The sequence below is a fragment of the Dorea sp. AGR2135 genome (assembly GCF_000420885.1).
Lineage (GTDB): Bacteria > Bacillota > Clostridia > Lachnospirales > Lachnospiraceae > Dorea > Dorea formicigenerans.
This window is the reverse complement of the sequence record NZ_ATVU01000015.1, coordinates 14771-33547: the sequence shown is the minus strand read 5'-3', so window position 1 is coordinate 33547 and position 18777 is coordinate 14771. Positions and strand designations below refer to the sequence as shown.

Genomic DNA, 18777 nt, shown 5'->3' with positions numbered 1-18777 from the left:
GAGTCAATTCCCCAGCTGATATAGCCTCCGGCAGGATTGCAGAGGTGCGCAGTAGAAGTATGTCATGCAATTGCATGACGCGCACCTCGCAGCAAGAATGCCGAGGCATTCTTGAATGATAAAAGAGATAAGAGAGCTGGGATTATTTCCCGGCTCTCTTAGCATATCCGGAAACCATCCGGACCATGCGGTCAATCTGTGCCTGCTCTTCCTTTGATTTTCCATCTTTTAAGATTTCCAGAACAAAGGACATTTCCTCCGGAGAAAAAGTGATTCCCTTTTTATGGGCACTGCTGATCAGAGACATCATGACCGGGGCGAGTGATTTCCCGTTTTTCCCCTCTGTTTGTTTCGCAGCAAGCTTTATCAGCTCCAGTTTCACGGGATCCATATTTTTCAGTGCCGGGTGGTTCAACCATTCATTCATTGTCGAAAACTCCTTTCATAAAATCCATGGGGGAGAAACCATTTTCCCCATCGGAATCAGAATTCATAGTCTGCATCATTTCCATCATATTCATGAGATCTTCCATTTGTGACATCTGCGTCTGTTCTTCCGGGCTTAAACAGGATTTTAACTGCTCCAGGACGGAACTAGGATGGTCTGTATTTAGAAATCCATAGAAATGTTCCAGCGTAGCTTTCAGTTCCGAAAATTTTATGTAGATAGCTAAGGAGCGCTGCATGGAAGCAGGTGCAAAAGGCAGCATCAGCTTTAGTGTATAAAGAGAAGAGGAAGTAACAAGCATGTCAAAAGGAGTCATTAATTTGGGCTTCTGATCCATAAGCGCTCCTTAAATTATCGTTGTAAATATATATGTGATTTGAATGGAAATTATGAAAAACGGGCATATTTTATAGTAAGAAGATATTTTAAGGTGCTAGTGGAAGTGCGTAGAAGGAAGCAATCTTAAGGCATCATATGAAAGGAGATTAAAAATGAGTAGAAAGTTGATTATAGATGGAAATGCCGTATACGAACTGGATGAAAATTGTATGCTGAAAAAGAGACTGGAAGATGTACAGACGGAAAAGAACCAGATGGAAGAGAGGAGAAGAACTCAGGAGAATTTGAACGAATATAAACGTATGCTCAGGATGCGGCAAGGGTAGTTGTAACATTCGGAAAAATGTAACAGAATTGTAAGAAATCTGTAATGGCAATTCCTGAAATAGTATGGTAATCTATCGACATGCGGATGATGCTTCTTTATCATCCGCAAAATGTATCTGCAAATTTCAATCATTTCGGAGCCTAATAGTAATCAGGTAATATTCCAAAGTGGTGAATAAGTGACAATAATATGTTTATAGCAATATATCTTGAATATATTTTGAATATGAGATAATATAATTATATATTTCTTTCGGACATATTACATTTGTCAAAGAAAGGAGAACGAAGAAGATGAAAAAAGACGTAGAAAACATGATGCAGCCGGACAGAGTGGCAGAGGCAGTGACTTATCTAGCAGAGAAAAAGAAGCAGGGAGAGTATACCATCTCGGATTACTATGCCATTCCTGAAGATGTGAGGGCTGAACTGATTGATGGTGTGATCTATGATATGGCACCGCTTCTAAGCGTACATCAGTTGCTGTCGGCTAAAATACATGGATATTTAGCAAGATACATAGAGAAAAAAGGCGGATCATGTATTCCGTTTTTTGCACCAATAGGTGTGCAATTGGATAAAGATGATAAGACAATAGTAGAGCCGGATATTTTAATTGTGTGTGACAGAAATCAGATTACGAGACGTGGGATTTACGGAGTGCCGGATTTTGTGATAGAGATTTTATCTGAAAGTACAAAGAAGAAAGACTCTTACCTGAAATTAATGAAGTATCAAAATGCCGGGGTACGAGAGTACTGGCTTGTTGATCCGGAAAAGAAAAAAGTGATCGTCTATGATTTTGAACAGGAAGAAATTCCGAAAATCTATGGATTTGATACGCAGGTTCCGGTTGGAATATTCGGAGGAGAATGCAAGGTGGATTTTGCGGAAATCTATGAAGAAATCAGATTTATATATGAGAGAGAAGAAAAATAGAACGAGGGAGATTCAACCGAATCTCCCTCATTTTGACTTTATAAAACAGTCTACGCAATTGCTTTGAAAGATGTGAACTAGCAGCAGTCGTTGCCACAGCCGCATCCACCGCAGCCACCACATCCGCCACAGCCATTTCCAAGTCCGCCACAGCAGATGAGTAATAAGATGATCCACAGGCAACTGTCATTGCCATATCCGCCACAGCCATTGCCACATCCGCCACAGCAGATAAGCAATAAGATAATCCACAGGCAGCTATTATTTGCAAATCCGCAATCATTACCGCATCCGCAGCCATTTCCTCTTCTTCCGTCATCGCATCCACAGCCACAGTTTGTTGCGCTTAAATCGCTCATGTTGATTCCTCCGCATAAAGAATATTTACACTATATCCTATGTCTGGAGGGGAAATGTGTGAATAAATTATATCTTTTAATATTGCGCATTACATTAGACTTTACAGGAAAGCTGTGAGTCATAACATAACATTTTAATAATGCTTTAGACTTTAATAGCGCAGCAACTTCTTTACAGAATGCTGATAGCGGTAAGCCCGGTTCTGCAGTTTTAACTTTTCAATTTTGTTCATATCATTCTTTTCATGCTCGTCATAAAGCTTCAAAAGATATGCAAGATTATAATTCCGGTTCTGATACCATTTGAACAGAAGCCAGTTCATAATATCCGGATACCAGTAGCGCTCCGGAATTTTTGCTTCGCGCAGCAGAATGATATGATGCAGTGCCTGGATCGCAAGTTCACCTAGTTTGGCGGCGTTTTCTCTTTGGCGGAACAGGGCATTGCTTTGCTCGATGATGTCATATAAGGCACCGGCTGCTTTCCAGTAAGTTACAAATGTAGGATGATCTGGGTCTTCAACTTCTTCAGATTCTTCATAGAGATTAAATGTCTGCATTTTCGAAGGACGGTTTCCGCGGATTTCCCGGTCATATTCGGCACGCTTTACCGGATCGGAAAGAACAAGGTAAGCCTCCAGAATTTCCTGCATCTTATCAGTTGTATCAATTCCGTTCCTCATATTGACGTCCGGGTGATAACGCTTGGCCAGTTTATTTTTAGCCAGTGTAATCTCCTGTGCGGACGCCTTTACGGAAACTTCAAGTATATCATAATAGTTTTTGGATTCCATAAATTTCCTCCCCTTATGGTGTCACTATTTACTCCCCAGTAATTAGCAAGAATATCATACGACAAATGCGTGAAGAAATCAATTTTTATTTCGTCGAATATTCTATTTTTAAAGGAAATATTTTGGAGAGACATTTATGGATCGTGTAAAAAAGATGGTGCATTATTGGTGTGATGATATAAAAAAAGCAGGGCTTACCGGAAAAGGGGTGACGGTTGCGGTTCTGGATACCGGACTTGCGCCGCATCCGGATTTCAAGAGCAGGGTTGTCGGCTGGCGGGACTGTATATATAGGAAAGAAAAATGTTATGATGATAATGGACATGGAACTCATGTGGCAGGAATCTTAGGTGGAAGTGGACAGATGTCCGGTGGGATTCTGTCCGGAATTGCTCCGCTTTGTCGATTTGTTATTGTAAAAGTGTTGGATCAAAAAGGGGAGGCAAATGTAGCGAGTATTCTTGCAGGTCTTAAGTGGGTGGAAATGAATCACAGAAAATATAAGATACGGATTGTGAATCTGTCAGCAGGAGCTGGGGAAAATCTGGAGCCCGGGAAAGAAAAAATGTTGATCGAAGCTGTAGAACATCTCTGGAACTTAGGTCTGGTTGTTGTGGTGTCGTCTGGAAATAACGGACCGGGAGAAGGAACCATTGCAATTCCGGGAAACAGTCGTAAAGTGATTACGGTCGGTGCTGTAAAAACAGAAAAAGCAGAGAAGGGGAGTTGTTCGGGATCCGGTCCTACGAAAGAATGTGTAGTGAAACCGGACGTAATAGCACCGGGATACCAGATTATTTCCTGCAACAGTCAGATACACGGAAAGAAAGATGCGTATACGGTAAAAAGTGGAAGTTCCATGGCGACTCCGGTCGTGTCCGGTGCGGTTGCTTTATTGATGGAAAAATATCCGAGGATTACCAATGTAGAGGTGAAATTAAGACTCAGGGAGACGTGCATACATTTACCCGGAGCAGGCGAACAGGGGTGGGGAATGTTGAATATCCGCGATTTTCTGAAACTTTAGAAGTCTAAAGAGGAAGGAACAGGGATTGTATGCGAGAAAATACAATAAAAATATAAGTGTAAAGAAAAAATACTTGACACCATGAGGCGTATCGTGTATGATAACACAGGTGATAAATGTGAACGAGATTCTAAAACAGGCTCTTCTGTTTGATTTCTATGGAGAATTACTGACAGATCATCAGAAAGAGATATACGGACAGTTTCTATTAGAGGATCTCTCCCTTGGGGAGATTGCCAGGGATGCCGGTATCAGCAGACAGGGAGTACATGATATTGTAAAGCGGTGTGAACAGGCACTGGCAGGATATGAAGAAAAGCTTCATCTTGTTGAGAAGTTCATGACCGTGAAGAATAAAGTAAAACAGATTGATGAATTGCTGGATGAGTATGAGAAAGAACGCAGGGAAGATATTTTAAGCGGAATTCGAATCTTGTCCGGAGAAATCATAGAGGAGTTATAGTATGGCGTTTGACAGTCTGACAGAAAAACTGCAGAATGTATTTAAGAATCTTAGAAGTAAAGGAAGACTTACGGAAGCAGATGTGCAGGAAGCGTTAAAGGAGATTAAGCGTGCGCTTCTGGCGGCAGATGTAAACTTCAAGGTTGTAAAGGATTTTATTAGGACTGTTCAGGAAAGAGCGGTCGGCCAGGATGTTATGAATGGTCTGAATCCGGGTCAGATGGTAATTAAGATTGTAAATGAAGAACTTTGTAATCTGATGGGATCTGAGACAACCGAGATCAAGCTTCAGCCGGGAAGTGCCATTACAGTGATTATGATGGCAGGTCTTCAGGGAGCAGGTAAGACGACTACAACAGCAAAGCTTGCCGGTAAGTTTAAGTTAAAAGGCAAGAAACCGCTTTTGGCTGCCTGCGATGTTTATCGTCCTGCAGCAATTAAGCAGTTACAGATCAACGGGGAAAAGCAGGGTGTGGAAGTATTTACCATGGGTGACAACCATAAACCGGCGAATATTGCAAAGGCTGCAATTGAGCATGCCCAGAAGAATGGCAATAATCTGGTGATCCTTGATACGGCAGGACGTCTTCATATCGATGAAGATATGATGGCTGAGCTGGAAGAGATTAAGAATACTGTTACTGTACATCAGACAATTCTTGTCATTGATGCTATGACCGGGCAGGATGCGGTCAATGTGGCAAAAGAATTTGACGAAAAGATTGGTGTAGACGGTGTGATCGTGACCAAACTGGACGGTGACACAAGAGGTGGTGCTGCGTTATCCGTTAAGGCAGTAACCGGAAAACCGATTCTGTATGTCGGTATGGGCGAGAAGCTTTCTGATCTGGAGCAATTTTATCCGGATCGTATGGCAAACCGGATTCTCGGTATGGGAGATGTCTTGTCTCTGATTGAGAAGGCGGAAGCAGAACTTGACATTGACGAGGACAAAGCAAAAGAGATGTCCAAGAAGATGAAAAAAGCCCAGTTTGATTTTGATGATTATCTTGAGAGCATCAAGCAGATGAAGAAGCTTGGAGGACTTGGAAATATCATGAACATGTTGCCGGGACTTGGCGGTATGGGAATGGGCAAGATGAAAGGTCTTGGCGATGAGCAGATGGATGAAGCAGAAAAAGGTATGGCACGTATGGAAGCTATGATTCATTCTATGACACCAGCTGAGAGAAGAGATCCGGATCTTTTAAATCCATCAAGAAAGCACAGAATCGCAAAAGGAGCAGGTGTAGACATCAGTGAAGTAAACCGTATGATCAAGCAGTTCAACGAAGCAAAGAAGATGATGAAGACATTTGCAAAACCAGGCAAAAAAGGCAAGTTCAAGTTGCCTTTCTAAAAATGGTATATGGTGCAAGGCACTTTATATAAATAAAACTATTAAAAATAAATATTTTCATTTATGGAGGAAAAGAACAATGGCAGTAAAAATCAGATTAAGAAGAATGGGACAGAAGAAAGCACCTTTTTATAGAATCGTAGTAGCAGATTCCAGAGCCCCAAGAGATGGAAAGTTCATCGAGGAGATTGGAACATATGATCCAAACCTTGAGCCAAGCGGAATTTCTGTAGATGAGGAAGCAGCTAAGAGATGGTTAAATACAGGAGCTCAGCCGACAGAGGTTGTAGGAAAAATCTTTAAAGCAGCTGGAATTGAGAAATAGATAATTCGTGCCTGGAGGTACAAAGATGAAAGAGTTAGTTGAAGTCATTGCAAAAGCTCTTGTCGATGATCCGGAAAGCGTAACGGTAAACGAACGCACGGAGAAGAAGACAACTATCCTGGAAGTACGTGTTGCAGATTCTGATATGGGGAAAGTCATTGGAAAACAGGGACGTATTGCCAAGGCTATCCGTTCAGTAGTAAAAGCAGCGGCAGCGAAGGAAGACAAGAAAGTGATTGTAGATATTCTGGATTAATCAGGATGGATATAGGGACAGACCGGGTTTTACCAGGCCTGTCTCTCTTTATGAAGAAAGAAATGTGTCCGCCAGAACAGTGGAAGTTCTTCGGACGTTACCAGATATAGATATATACGAATTGATTCGAAAAAGCGGAGGAATGTATGGAACAGTTATTGCAGGTAGGTGTCATCACACAGCCACACGGGGTGCGCGGAGAAGTGAAAGTCTTTCCGACTACAGATGATCCGGTAAGATTTAAGAAACTGAAAAAAGTAATTCTGGATACGGGAAAAGAAAAGCTGGATCTGGAAGTGGAACATGTGAAGTTTTTTAAGCAGTTCGTTATTGTTAAATTTAAAGAATTTGACAATATTAATGATATTGAGCGTTATAAACGCTGTCCGCTGCTCGTGACGAGAGAAAATGCTGTGCCGCTGGAAGAAGATGAGTATTTTGTTGCAGACATGATCGGCATGAAAGTTATAACAGAAGATGGAACAGAATTCGGAACACTGAGTGACGTGATGGAAACAGGGGCGAATGATGTCTATGTGATTGATTCAAAGGAGCATGGAGAGGTTCTTATGCCTGCAATTAAAGAATGTGTCCTGAACGTAGACATGGAAAGTGGGATCATTACTGTTCATCTGATGAGTGGTCTGATTTAAGGAGTGTAATCATGCAGTTTTATATTATGACATTATTTCCGGACATGGTGATGGACGGTCTGAATACAAGTATTATCGGACGTGCCATGGAAAAAGGACTTTTGGATATAGAAGCGGTAAATATCAGAGACTATGCATTTAACAAACACAACAGCGTAGATGATTATCCTTATGGTGGGGGAGCAGGTATGCTGATGCAGGCAGAGCCTGTGTATCAGTGCTATGAGGCTGTGAAAAAGAAAATAGAAGCGAAAGCTTTGCTAAGCAATCCGGGTACCAGGAAAAGCCCGCGTGTGATTTATCTGTCTCCACAGGGAAAGACATTTAACCAGACGATGGCAGAGGAATTTGCCCAGGAAGAAGATCTGGTATTTTTGTGCGGACATTATGAAGGAATTGATGAACGGGTATTAAATGAAGTTGTCACAGACTATGTGTCGATTGGAGACTATGTCCTGACTGGCGGAGAGCTTCCGGCTATGATTATGATCGATGCGATTTCCAGACTGGTGCCGGGGGTTCTGCATAATGATGTGTCCGCAGAATTCGAGAGTTTTCAGGATAATCTTCTTGAGTACCCACAGTATTCCAGACCGGAGATCTGGCATGATAAGCAGGTGCCAGCCATACTTTTGTCCGGTCATCATGCGAATATAGAAAAATGGCGCAGAGAGCAGTCTGTGATCCGCACAGCAAAGAACCGTCCGGATCTGATTGAAAAAGCCAAACTGACAAAAGAAGAGCAGAAGCTGGCGAAAGAAATTATGCTTGAAGCTACAGGACAGTAGAATTTAGAAAACTTTCAATTTACAATCTGGAAAGATTAAAAACATTGAAAGGATTGCCGGAAAAATAAATAAAAAAATAAAATGAAAAAATAAAATTAAAAACTTCTTGCAACATAAAGAAGTTTGTGATAAAATATAGCATGTTGTGAAGAAAAACGAGATGGTCCTCTGGTACATTTTGTATTAAGAACGTCCAATTAAACAAGGAGGTCACACAGATGAACGATATTATTAAGAATATTGAGGCAGCTCAGTTAAAAGAGCAGGCTCCAGAATTCAGAGTTGGAGATACTGTAAAGGTTTACGGTAAGATTAAAGAGGGTAACCGTGAGAGAATTCAGATTTTTGAAGGAACTGTTCTTAAGAGACAGGGTGGCGGTTCAAGAGAGACATTTACAGTTAGAAAGACATCTAATGGAATCGGCGTTGAGAAGACATGGCCAGTTCACTCACCTAACGTAGAGAAGGTTGAAGTAGTAAGAAGAGGTAAAGTTAGAAGAGCTAAACTTAACTACTTAAGAGACCGCGTTGGTAAGAAAGCTAAAGTTAAAGAGCTGGTAAAATAATTAAACGAAGAGAACAGAGTAAAAAAGGACAACTACATACATGTAATTGTCCTTTTTCTGATATAGGGATAAATCTATGAAAAAAAGTTCGATAAGGGGTAATTTTACGGGCAGAGAGAATGCCAGAAAAAGGGCGGCAAAGAAACGCCGGAAACAGCGGGAAGCTAAGAGAAGAAAACTTTTAAGACAGCAGAAGAGAATGCAGCAGCCGACAAAGAAAAAAGTTGTAAAGCTGTTAAGAAGCATAGACTGGTCTTTAATCCCAGTTATTGGAAAGTGGATTTTTCAGATTGCATTGACAATACTGATCGCATTTGTGTGTGTATGGTATTTCGGACAGCGTGTGAGTGTTGTCGGAGATTCGATGAAGCCGGTTCTTGAAAACGGGGATATTGTGCTCGCCAACCGGATTGTGTATAATGCAAGCAAGCCGAAGCGTGGCGATGTCATTATATTTAAACCAAAGGGAAATGAAAATTCCCATTATTATATTAAGCGGATCATTGCTCTTCCAGGAGAGAGCGTGGAGATTATCGAAAATTCAGTCTACATCAATGGTGAAAAGCTGCAAGAAGATTATGAGACTTCCAAGATTGATGATGTAGGCATTGTAAATGAAAAGATAAAATTAGGCAGTGATGAATATTTTGTTCTTGGTGACGACAGGCAGAACAGTGAAGACAGCCGTAATGCCAATGTAGGAAATGTGAAATACAGCTACATTTACGGAAAAGCCTGGTTTGTCATCTCGCCAAAAACACACTTTGGATTTGTAAAGGAGTAGAAATATGCATTTTCAGTGGTATCCGGGTCATATGACAAAAGCAAAGCGTATGATGCAGGAAAATATTAAATTGATTGATCTGATCATTGAGCTTGTAGATGCCAGGGTTCCGTTATCCAGCAGGAATCCGGATATTGATGAGCTTGGTAAGAATAAAGCGAGACTGATCATTTTGAATAAATCAGATCTGGCAGAGGAAAGATGGAATGAGGCATGGACCGAATATTTTAAGAAAAAAGGATTCCATGTTGTGAAAGTGAATTCAAGAAAAGGTGGCGGAGTAAAATCCGTACAAAGCGTGATCCAGGAGGCATGTAAGGCGAAAATCGAGCGCGACAGAAAGCGTGGGATTCTGAACCGTCCGGTTCGTGCCATGGTCGTTGGAATTCCGAATGTAGGAAAGTCTACATTTATTAATTCACTTGCCGGAAAAGCAGCCGCTAAAACCGGTAACAAGCCAGGTGTAACGAAAGGAAAACAATGGATCCGCCTGAACAAACAGGTAGAGCTTCTGGATACACCGGGAATTCTTTGGCCAAAATTCGAAGATCAGACAGTAGGATTGCGGCTTGCGCTGATCGGTTCGATTAAGGATGAGGTGTTACAGACAGAAGAGCTGGCAGCAGAGCTGATCCGTTTTCTGGCAGCAAATTATCCGGGTGTACTGGAGAATAAGTATACCATTACATCTGCCCAAGACCCATATGTAATGCTTGGGCGTATTGCAGAAAGCAGACATTGCCTTGTCCGTGGAAATGAACTGGATACGGAGAAGGCAGCCATGCTTTTGATGGATGATTTCCGGGAAGGAAAGCTTGGACGACTTACGCTTGAGTATCCACAGACAGAAGAAGCGTAAAGGTAAATAGAAATCAGAAAGGGGAACTTACTTTCTATGTCAAGAAGACGAAGAAGGAGAGAGCCGGGAATTATAAGAGAGATATTAGGGTGGATTTTTTATATTATAGTCATTCTTGTCTTAACATATGTCATCATTACTTATGTGGGACAAAGAACAAGTGTCAGCGGGTCATCCATGGAGACGACCCTAAGCGATGGAGATCAGCTTCTGGTGGACAAGCTGTCTTACCGGTTCCAAGATCCGAAACGTTTTGATATTATTGTATTTCCATATCAGTATGAGGAAAATACTTACTATATAAAACGTATTATCGGGTTGCCGGGAGAGACGGTACAGGTAGTAGACGGTTATGTCTATATCAATGGCAGCCGCTTGGAATCAGACATTTATGGAAATGAACGGATGGACGATCCGATGGCGGCATCGCAGCCAATTACCCTTGGAGAAGATGAATATTTTGTACTTGGCGATAACCGGAATCACAGTCAGGACAGCCGTGACCCGAGTGTAGGAGAAGTGAAGAAAGATACGATCATGGGAAAAGCGTGGGTGCGTATCTATCCATTTGACAAGATGGGAGTGATCAGGCATGAATAAGCGGGAAGAAGAAAAGCTGAAAAAACAGCAGGAACGTCTGGAAAAAGAGATTGCAAGAACAAAAGCAATGAGCACATTTGAAGAAGAATACAAGGATTATCCGTACATTTGCGGGATTGATGAGGTCGGACGAGGACCGTTGGCAGGTCCGGTCGTGGCAGGAGCTGTGATTCTGCCCAAAGATGATATGATCCTGTATCTGAATGATTCAAAAAAGCTGTCCGAAAAAAAGCGTGAAATGCTGTATGACGAGATCATGAACCGCGCGGTAGCAACGGGGATTGGTATGGCAAGTCCTGCGAGAATTGATGAAATTAATATTTTGCAGGCCACTTATGAAGCAATGCGTATGGCAATTGATAATTTGAAAGTGCGTCCGGACATTTTGTTAAATGATGCAGTGACGATTCCACAGGTAGACATTTTGCAGGTGCCGATCATCAAAGGTGACGCGAAAAGCATTTCTATCGCGGCAGCGAGTATTATTGCAAAAGTGACGAGAGACCGGCTGATGGTGGAATATGACAAGGTACTGCCGGGGTATGATTTTGAAAGTAATAAAGGATATGGAACGAAAGCGCATATTGCAGGGTTAAAAGAACTGGGACCGACACCGATCCACAGAAGATCTTTCATACATAATTATGTATAAGAAGAATAATCGCAGGACAGGCACCGGCTATGAAAGGAAAGCAGGTGCTTATCTTGAATCTTTGGGATACAAGATCGTGACATATAATTATCGCTGCAGGCTGGGAGAGATCGATCTGATTGCAAGAGACGGAGAATACCTTGTATTTGTAGAAGTGAAATACAGAACTACGGGTGTAAGCGGCTATCCGGCAGAGGCGGTCGATGCCCGTAAACAACAGACTATCGCAAAATGTGCCATGCATTTTCTGATGAAGCAGGGGAACGATGACGTACCATGCAGATTCGACGTGGTTGCCATAGCCGGAGCTGAGGGTCAGGAAGAAATCACGCTATATAAAGATGCATTTACACTGATGTAGTTAATGTAGCTTTTGGATTTGAAGATATGTAAATGCAGCAACGAAGTATGGACAGATGAAGTTAGGAGAAATATATGAGTCTTGGATTAAAATATAAGAATAATGAGCAGATATTTGTAGAGCGGCAGCGCGGCGGTGTGCCGTATCTGTCCTATCCGCTTTTGGAAAATACAGGAATCGTTAACCACGGATTTTCTACCAGACTGGGTGGAGTCAGTACCGGGTGCTTCAGTTCTATGAACATCAGCCTGACAAGAGGAGATAATCCGGAGGCGGTGAAAAAGAATCGTGAACTGATTGCGCAGGCAATCGGCGTAGAAGTGGCAGATTTTACTTATACGCAGCAGACACATACGACGAATGTAAAGCGCGTGTACGCCAGGGAGAGGGGACAGTCCTTTCCTGAGACAGACGGAATGATTACGGACGTGCCGGGAATCTGTCTTGTAACTTCTTATGCAGATTGTGTACCACTTTATTTTGTGGATCCGGTGAAGAAAGTCATTGGACTGAGCCATTCTGGATGGAGAGGAACAGTTGGAAAGATTGGAAAAGTAACTGTGGAAAAGATGGAGGAAGAGTTTGGTTGTGATCCGGCAGATATTTTAGGAGCGGTAGGACCGTCTATCTGTCAGGATTGTTATGAAGTCAGTGAAGATGTTATTAAAAAATTCTGTGAGAATTATGACGAAAATCTCTGGCCTGAAATTTTTTATCAGAAAGAAAATGGAAAATATCAGTTGAATTTATGGAAGGCAAATGAGTCTGTTTTTTTAGAATCAGGAATTCTTCCGGAGCATATTGCAGTGACCAATGTATGTACACACTGCAACCCGGATATTTTGTTCTCACACAGAACAACAGGAAATGAACGCGGAACATTGAGTGCATTTCTTGCCCTGAAGAAATAGAGAGACTGGATATGAAAATGTAAACTAGAAAGTAAAGCAGGAGACAATAATATGAATAGCATGTTGTTAAAATTGGCAACCACACAGGGGACATCCTTAAAAGTGGATTCAGGGGATGTGTCACAAGGGGTGGCAGATGCGACAAAAGGAGTGACAGATGCAACGCAGGATGCAGTGAATGAGATGAATCAGGCAACGCAGTATCTGCAGGAGCATCTTTCAGACCTGATCGGATTTGGAGTGAAAGTGCTGATCGCAATTGCAGTATTTATGATCGGGCGTGTTCTGATCCAATTTATACGGAAAATTGTGAGAAAATCGCTGGCAAGGTCCAGTGCAGATAAAGGAGTAGAGCAGTTCGTAGACTCTGTTTTGAAATTTTCTTTATATTTTCTGTTGATTTTTATGATTGCAGCAAAATTAGGAGTTGATACAACTTCAGTGGCAGCGATTATTGCTTCTGGCGGTGTAGCAATCGGTCTTGCTCTGCAGGGAAGCCTTTCTAATTTTGCAGGCGGAGTATTGATTCTGCTTCTGAAACCATTTGAAGTGGGAGATTATATTATTGAGGATACAAACCACAACGAAGGGACGGTAAAGGAAATTCAGATTTTTTATACAAAATTATCGACCGTTGATAATAAAACGATTGTGATCCCAAATGGAATGCTGACCAATAACAGTCTGACGAATGCAACGGCTAAGGCGGAGCGAAAGCTGGATCTGAAAGTAGATATTGCTTATGAAGCGGACTTGCGAAAAGCAAAGGCGGTCATTGAGGAGATTATCAGACAGGACGATGCGACCATCAAGAATGAAGAAATTCTGGTATTTGTCCATGAACTTGCAGAAAGTTCGGTAGTCATTGGTGCCCGTGCATGGGTGAAGAATGAAGATTACTGGAATGCAAGATGGAGGATTCTGGAAGAAATCAAACTGAAACTGGATGAGAATGAGATTGAGATGGCATATCCGCATCTGACTGTCCAGATGGGAAAAGAGAACTGATAAGAAGCAAGAAGTAAAAAATGCTTCAGAAATGCTTCAGAAACTAAAAAAGTTCTTGCAAATCTGAGAAGATTCGATATAATAGTAGTTGTGGTTGTCGTACGTCAATCACAACATTTGCTGGAATAGCTCAGTTGGTAGAGCACTTCACTCGTAATGAAGGGGTCGTCGGTTCAAGTCCGATTTCCAGCTTCTTTTTTATATAGATGTGCATATAAGGGTTCTTCGAGAAAGAAGGATCCTTTTCTTATTACAAGATGTCAAATGATACATAAAAATTATACGGATAATAAAAATGGAGGGATTTTTATGTCGGATGAAATAGCTTTTGCCAATACCGCTTTGGAAAGTTTTGCAGCATTAGTTACATTCGTATTGCTGTTTGCATGTATTGCAAAGATTAAAATGCAACGTGGAATCAAACATGTTACATCGAAGGAAGCAAAGAGGAATACATTAGATTATATTCTGATCATCTGGCTTGTGATTCACATGATCGTACTTACGGCAGATGTACTGAGCTGGACCGCTATGGATTTCGGAAAGAATGAAGTGTGGCTTCTATTTATGTTGAATCTGACATTTACCTGTCTCTCTCTGGAATGTATGGTCTATACCTATTATGTAAAAGAGACAATCTATCAACACGAGAAGATTGGAAATACTTACGTGTATCTGGTCATGCTGTCAACAGTGATTGCAATCATATTATGGATCTCCAGTGATATCAGTGGGAAGTTTTATTATCTGGACACACAGGGGGATTATACACAAGGTTCGATTTATTGGCTGTGTCAGTTTTATTGTATTATTGTGATGTGTGGAAACATTGTGATTTTGTTAAAACACAGGAAAGCACTTGTCAGACATGATGTGTTAAGCCTTCTTATGTACGGATTGATACCGATTGCATCGATTCCGGCACAAATGCTTTGGAAATCAACCACATTTAATCTGGCGACAACGCTGGCGCTGATCTATATTTGCATTAGTGTCCATATGGCACAGTATGATCGAATCGTAGAACAGGAAAAGATTCTGATACAGCAGGAACATGAATTGTCCATGAATCAGATGCAAATGATGATTGCCCAGATCCAGCCACATTTCCTATATAATTCGCTGACAGCACTGGCGCAGCTTTGCAGCAAAAATCCAAAAGAAGCGAAGAAGGCAATCATCAATTTTGCGGATTACTGGCGCAATCATATAAACGCAATTGACAAAAAAGAATCAATTCCATTTGAAGAAGAACTAAAATATGTTAAAATATATTTATATCTGGAACAGCTTCGATTTGGAGATGATCTGCATGTAGAATATGATCTGCAGAAAACTGATTTTAAAGTGCCAATGTTATCTGTGCAGCCCTTTGTTGAGAATGCAATAAACTGGGGAGTTGGACAGAAAGAAGATGGGGGAGCTGTTCGAATTACGACAAGAGAGAATGAAGAACAGATTGAACTTTGCATCATAGATGACGGAGTCGGGTTTGATATATCAAAGATGGAAGAGCAAAGTGATGGAAGACAGCACATAGGAGTCCGTAACGCAAGAATCCGGTTTCAAAAGATGTGCAATGGAACTGTAGATATTTACAGTGAGAAGGGAAAAGGAACTAAAATACGAATTAATTTACCGAAAGGGGACAATCATGAACATTATAATAGCAGATGATGAACCATTGGCATTGGAGATGACGTGCGAAGCTGTCCGGGAGGTATGCCCGAAAGCAAATATTTACCCATTTAGCAAACCGTCCAGATTACTGGAGTTTGCAAAGGAGACGAGATGCAAAATCGCATTTTTAGATATCTGTATGCGTGGTGTGAGCGGCATCGATGTGGCAAAACAGTTAAAAGAAATTATTCCGGACATTAATATTATCTTTGTTACAGGATATGATGAGTACACAAAAGACGCAATGGCAATACATGCCAGCGGTTATATTGAAAAACCAGTAACGGCTGGGAAAATCAGAAAAGAGACGGAAGATCTTCGCTATCCATTGCCGGCTGAAAATGAACCAAGACTGAAATTTCAGTGCTTTGGCAATTTTGAAGTATATGACAGAACTGGAAAGCCGGCACATTTCAGCAGATCGAAGGCGAAAGAGGTAATGGCATATTTGGTGGATCGCAACGGTTCTTCCTGCTCAGTGAAGGAACTGGCAGCAGTTTTATTTGAAAATGAACCCTATGATAAAAAACAACAGTGGTATATTCAGAAGATTTTGTCATCACTGCAACAGACGTTGAAGGAGCTGGAAGCAGAAGACGTAATAGAGAAAAGCTACAATAATATTGCCATTGTTCCGGAGATGATCGACTGTGACTATTACAAATTCAATAAAAAAGATGCAGAGATTATGAATGCATATAAAGGGGAGTATATGTCACAGTACGAATGGGCTGCGTACAATAAAAAGTATCTGAATGACATTCATAAGAGATGGAAAAAGGAAAATAAATAAAACGGTTTTTAGAGAAAAAGCTTCCAGATGAAATGTATTTGTATCTGGAAGCTTTTTCTGTGTATTCCTTTTTCTTATGTATTCTATCTCCTGAGAAGATTCCTGCTATAAGTGGCAGGTGAATTATAAAATATCGATGTATTCGCCGGCAAGTGCTTTGTTCATGCTTCGTACGGCACAGAATTTGCCACACATACTGCATGTATCACTGTGGTCATCCTCCGGACGGCGGCTGTCGCGGATCGCTCTTGCAGTATCCGGGTCAAGAGCACAGGCGTACTGTGCTTCCCAGTCCAGTTTCTGGCGTGCATCCGCCATTTTATCATCAATATCTCTTGCACCAGGGATACCTTTGGCAATGTCAGCGGCGTGGGCGGCAATCTTAGAAGCGATGATGCCTTGTTTTACATCGTCGACATTTGGCAGTGCCAGATGCTCGGCAGGTGTTACGTAGCAAAGGAAAGCAGCACCGTTCATGGCAGCAACTGCGCCTCCAATGGCAGCAGTAATATGGTCATATCCAGGAGCAATATCTGTGACGAGTGGTCCAAGTGTGTAGAATGGAGCGCCCATACAGATGCTTTGCTGAACTTTCATATTGGCTGCGACCTGGTCAAGTGGTACATGTCCAGGACCTTCGACCATGACCTGTACATTATGTGCCCATGCACGTTTTGTCAGTTCGCCGAGGCGTACAAGCTCTTCAATCTGGCATACGTCTGTGGCATCGGCCAGACATCCCGGGCGGCATGCATCACCAAGGGAGATGGTAACATCGTATTCTTCACAGATATCCAGAATCTCGTCGAAATGTTCATAGAACGGATTTTCTTCTCCGGTCATGCACATCCATGCAAATACAAGACTTCCTCCGCGGCTTACGATATTCATTTTACGTTTGTGTTTTTTGATCTGTTCAATAGTTTTGCGGGTGATTCCACAGTGCAGTGTTACAAAGTCCACACCGTCCTCAGCGTGAAGACGTACTACATCGACGAAATCCTGTGCAGTCAGAGTAGCAAGATCTCTCTGATAGTGGATGACGCTGTCATAGACCGGAACAGTTCCGATCATTGCCGGACATTCGTGTGTCAGCTTCTGCCGGAAAGGCTGAGTGTTGCCGTGGCTGGATAAATCCATAATGGCCTCTGCTCCGAGATTTACAGCACTCATCACTTTCTGCATTTCGATATCGTAATCTTTACAGTCTCTAGAGACTCCGAGATTTACGTTGATCTTCGTGCGAAGCATACTGCCGACGCCTTCCGGATTCAGACATGTGTGGTTTTTGTTGGCACAGATTGCAACCTTGCCTTCAGCAACGAGCTTCATCATCTCGTCAGTGGACATATGCTCTTTTTGAGCGACGGTCTTGATTTCAGGCGTGAGAATTCCTTTTCTGGCTGCATCCATTTGTGTAGTGTAGTTTCTCATGTTCATTTTGCCTCCATTTTCATTTTTTGTCTGAGTTTTTCTATAGCGGTACAAGGTGGTGTCCCCAATGTATCGCTTGTATAAAAAAAGAAGATGCGTAGAGCATCTTCCTTAATTATCGCGTTAAGATATGTTCCCTACGTTGGCATTATCCAAATCAGGTTATGGGTCGAAGCGGAATTACGCTTCCTCTCAGCCGGTTTTCACCAGCTCCCCGCATGTAATTTGCGGAATGCCCATAGAATGATATGTATTGTATGGGGCGTTCCGATTTACCAGTTATTATAGACCTGAAAAAACGTAAAAGCAAGATGAAAATGTGATTTTTGCCATTTTTGCCATAACTGGAAGCATTGAAAAATAGAAATAGAAATTAGTTTCCTGCATAGGGCAATGTGTGGTAGAATAGAAACATCTTGTGAGCTATCACACATGATGTTTTGAAAAGAGAATGTTCAAGTAGAAGGGAAGATATATATATGAGTGGAAAGAAAGGGAAACATGAACCGGAAAAAGAAGGGGTACTTGCAACGATATGGGATTATGCCAAGACATTTCTTATCATTTTTCTGGTCGTGTTTGCACTAAATAAACTGGTCTATATCAATGCGGTGATTCCGTCTGAATCTATGCAGACAACAATTATGAAGGGAGACCGGATCATCGGCAGCCGGCTTGCATATAAATCAAAAGATCCGCAGAGGTTTGATATCGTCATTTTTAAATATCCGGATGATCCATCTAAGATATTTATAAAAAGAGTCATTGGTCTGCCTGGGGAGACTGTGGAAGTGAAAGACGGAAAAGTGTACATAGATGGATCAGAGAAGCCATTGGATGATAGTTTCTGCAACGAAGTACCGATCGGAGATTTCGGACCATATGAAGTTCCACAAAACTGCTATTTTATGATGGGGGATAATCGTAATAACAGTTTGGATTCCAGGTACTGGAAGAATCATTTCGTAGAAAAAGATGCGATTCTTGCAAAGGCCGTTTTCCGCTACTGGCCGTTCAGTGAGATTGGGAAGGTTGAGTAGACCGGACTAAT

The 18777-nt window shown here is 41.7% G+C and carries 25 protein-coding genes, 1 tRNA gene and 1 riboswitch; of the genes, 21 read left to right on the top strand and 5 right to left on the bottom strand.

Translation table 11 applies throughout. The features are described from left to right. Positions 1-142: 142 nt before the first annotated feature. Together G593_RS0110470 and G593_RS0110465 are read right to left on the bottom strand one after the other, a co-directional pair. Entirely contained in the window at positions 143-427 is a 285-nt protein-coding gene (locus G593_RS0110470) for a hypothetical protein (RefSeq protein WP_022279094.1), read from the bottom strand. Further along, positions 420-785 carry a hypothetical protein gene (locus tag G593_RS0110465; RefSeq protein WP_005339295.1) on the bottom strand — a complete coding sequence of 122 codons (366 nt, stop codon included), beginning with the start codon at positions 783-785 and terminating at the stop codon, positions 420-422. Before G593_RS0110465 ends, G593_RS0110470 begins: the two co-directional genes overlap by 8 nt. Positions 786-939: 154 nt before the next feature. Between G593_RS0110465 and G593_RS20510 the strand changes: the two genes are divergently transcribed. Both G593_RS20510 and G593_RS0110455 read left to right on the top strand, forming a co-directional pair. After that, entirely contained in the window at positions 940-1113 is a 174-nt protein-coding gene (locus tag G593_RS20510; RefSeq protein ID WP_005339299.1) for a hypothetical protein, read from the top strand. 295 nt (positions 1114-1408) lie between these two features. Continuing rightward, positions 1409-2053 (top strand): Uma2 family endonuclease, encoded by a 645-nt coding sequence (locus G593_RS0110455; protein WP_029731651.1) that lies wholly within the window; start codon positions 1409-1411, stop codon positions 2051-2053. A 77-nt stretch (positions 2054-2130) separates the two neighbouring features. Here the strand turns inward: G593_RS0110455 and G593_RS0110450 are convergent, their stop codons facing one another. After that, positions 2131-2412 carry a hypothetical protein gene (locus G593_RS0110450; RefSeq protein ID WP_029731650.1) on the bottom strand — a complete coding sequence of 94 codons (282 nt, stop codon included), beginning with the start codon at positions 2410-2412 and terminating at the stop codon, positions 2131-2133. Between the two features lie 152 nt (positions 2413-2564). After that, complete coding sequence (locus G593_RS0110445) at positions 2565-3206, bottom strand: J domain-containing protein (protein WP_029731649.1); 642 nt, start codon at positions 3204-3206, stop codon at positions 2565-2567. A 136-nt stretch (positions 3207-3342) separates the two neighbouring features. Between G593_RS0110445 and G593_RS0110440 the strand changes: the two genes are divergently transcribed. The 18 genes from G593_RS0110440 (at position 3343) to G593_RS0110355 (ending at position 16292) form a co-directional block, all read left to right on the top strand. Further along, positions 3343-4233 (top strand): S8 family peptidase, encoded by an 891-nt coding sequence (locus G593_RS0110440; protein WP_029731648.1) that lies wholly within the window; start codon positions 3343-3345, stop codon positions 4231-4233. A 97-nt stretch (positions 4234-4330) separates the two neighbouring features. Then, the gene (gene ylxM, locus G593_RS0110435; RefSeq protein WP_005333016.1) at positions 4331-4696 is read left to right on the top strand and encodes a YlxM family DNA-binding protein; all 366 of its coding nucleotides are present in this window, start codon (positions 4331-4333) and stop codon (positions 4694-4696) included. A gap of 1 nt (position 4697) precedes the next feature. After that, on the top strand, positions 4698-6056 hold the full coding sequence (ffh, locus tag G593_RS0110430; RefSeq protein WP_029731647.1) for a signal recognition particle protein: 1359 nt from the start codon (positions 4698-4700) through the stop codon (positions 6054-6056). 79 nt (positions 6057-6135) lie between these two features. After that, positions 6136-6381: a 30S ribosomal protein S16 gene (rpsP, locus tag G593_RS0110425; protein ID WP_005333014.1), complete on the top strand. Its 246-nt coding sequence runs from the start codon at positions 6136-6138 to the stop codon at positions 6379-6381. 25 nt (positions 6382-6406) lie between these two features. Continuing rightward, entirely contained in the window at positions 6407-6637 is a 231-nt protein-coding gene (locus G593_RS0110420; RefSeq protein ID WP_005333013.1) for a KH domain-containing protein, read from the top strand. Between the two features lie 146 nt (positions 6638-6783). Next, a complete protein-coding gene (gene rimM, locus G593_RS0110415; protein ID WP_029731646.1) occupies positions 6784-7290 on the top strand; it encodes a ribosome maturation factor RimM in 507 nt (168 codons plus the stop codon). Between the two features lie 11 nt (positions 7291-7301). Next, entirely contained in the window at positions 7302-8078 is a 777-nt protein-coding gene (trmD, locus tag G593_RS0110410) for a tRNA (guanosine(37)-N1)-methyltransferase TrmD (RefSeq protein ID WP_005339327.1), read from the top strand. Between the two features lie 218 nt (positions 8079-8296). Continuing rightward, positions 8297-8644: a 50S ribosomal protein L19 gene (gene rplS / locus G593_RS0110405; RefSeq protein ID WP_005333002.1), complete on the top strand. Its 348-nt coding sequence runs from the start codon at positions 8297-8299 to the stop codon at positions 8642-8644. 76 nt (positions 8645-8720) lie between these two features. Continuing rightward, a complete protein-coding gene (gene lepB, locus G593_RS0110400) occupies positions 8721-9428 on the top strand; it encodes a signal peptidase I (RefSeq protein WP_005339328.1) in 708 nt (235 codons plus the stop codon). 4 nt (positions 9429-9432) lie between these two features. Next, on the top strand, positions 9433-10287 hold the full coding sequence (gene ylqF, locus G593_RS0110395; protein WP_029731645.1) for a ribosome biogenesis GTPase YlqF: 855 nt from the start codon (positions 9433-9435) through the stop codon (positions 10285-10287). Between the two features lie 36 nt (positions 10288-10323). Further along, positions 10324-10887, top strand: coding sequence for a signal peptidase I (lepB, locus tag G593_RS0110390; RefSeq protein ID WP_005339330.1), 564 nt, complete (start codon positions 10324-10326; stop codon positions 10885-10887). Next, positions 10880-11539, top strand: a complete 660-nt coding sequence (locus tag G593_RS0110385; RefSeq protein ID WP_022279103.1) for a ribonuclease HII — start codon at positions 10880-10882, stop codon at positions 11537-11539. The genes lepB (G593_RS0110390) and G593_RS0110385 overlap by 8 nt, the downstream gene beginning before the upstream one ends. Beyond that, the gene (locus G593_RS0110380; RefSeq protein WP_005332992.1) at positions 11532-11900 is read left to right on the top strand and encodes a YraN family protein; all 369 of its coding nucleotides are present in this window, start codon (positions 11532-11534) and stop codon (positions 11898-11900) included. Before G593_RS0110385 ends, G593_RS0110380 begins: the two co-directional genes overlap by 8 nt. Positions 11901-11974: 74 nt before the next feature. Continuing rightward, complete coding sequence (gene pgeF / locus G593_RS0110375) at positions 11975-12811, top strand: peptidoglycan editing factor PgeF (RefSeq protein WP_029731643.1); 837 nt, start codon at positions 11975-11977, stop codon at positions 12809-12811. A 51-nt stretch (positions 12812-12862) separates the two neighbouring features. Then, entirely contained in the window at positions 12863-13819 is a 957-nt protein-coding gene (locus G593_RS0110370) for a mechanosensitive ion channel family protein (RefSeq protein ID WP_005339340.1), read from the top strand. Between the two features lie 119 nt (positions 13820-13938). After that, positions 13939-14011: transfer RNA gene (locus G593_RS0110365), tRNA-Thr, on the top strand. Positions 14012-14128: 117 nt separating this feature from the next. Continuing rightward, the gene (locus G593_RS19485; RefSeq protein WP_029731641.1) at positions 14129-15496 is read left to right on the top strand and encodes a sensor histidine kinase; all 1368 of its coding nucleotides are present in this window, start codon (positions 14129-14131) and stop codon (positions 15494-15496) included. Beyond that, positions 15474-16292, top strand: coding sequence for a LytR/AlgR family response regulator transcription factor (locus G593_RS0110355; RefSeq protein ID WP_029731640.1), 819 nt, complete (start codon positions 15474-15476; stop codon positions 16290-16292). Before G593_RS19485 ends, G593_RS0110355 begins: the two co-directional genes overlap by 23 nt. 123 nt (positions 16293-16415) lie before the next feature. Here G593_RS0110355 and thiC read toward each other — a convergent pair whose 3' ends face one another. Continuing rightward, positions 16416-17726: a phosphomethylpyrimidine synthase ThiC gene (gene thiC / locus G593_RS0110350; RefSeq protein WP_005336130.1), complete on the bottom strand. Its 1311-nt coding sequence runs from the start codon at positions 17724-17726 to the stop codon at positions 16416-16418. A 116-nt stretch (positions 17727-17842) separates the two neighbouring features. After that, positions 17843-17953, bottom strand: a riboswitch (TPP riboswitch). A gap of 252 nt (positions 17954-18205) precedes the next feature. Between thiC and lepB (G593_RS0110345) the strand changes: the two genes are divergently transcribed. Then, positions 18206-18766 carry a signal peptidase I gene (lepB, locus tag G593_RS0110345; RefSeq protein ID WP_005336132.1) on the top strand — a complete coding sequence of 187 codons (561 nt, stop codon included), beginning with the start codon at positions 18206-18208 and terminating at the stop codon, positions 18764-18766. The last annotated feature ends 11 nt before the right edge of the window (positions 18767-18777 follow it).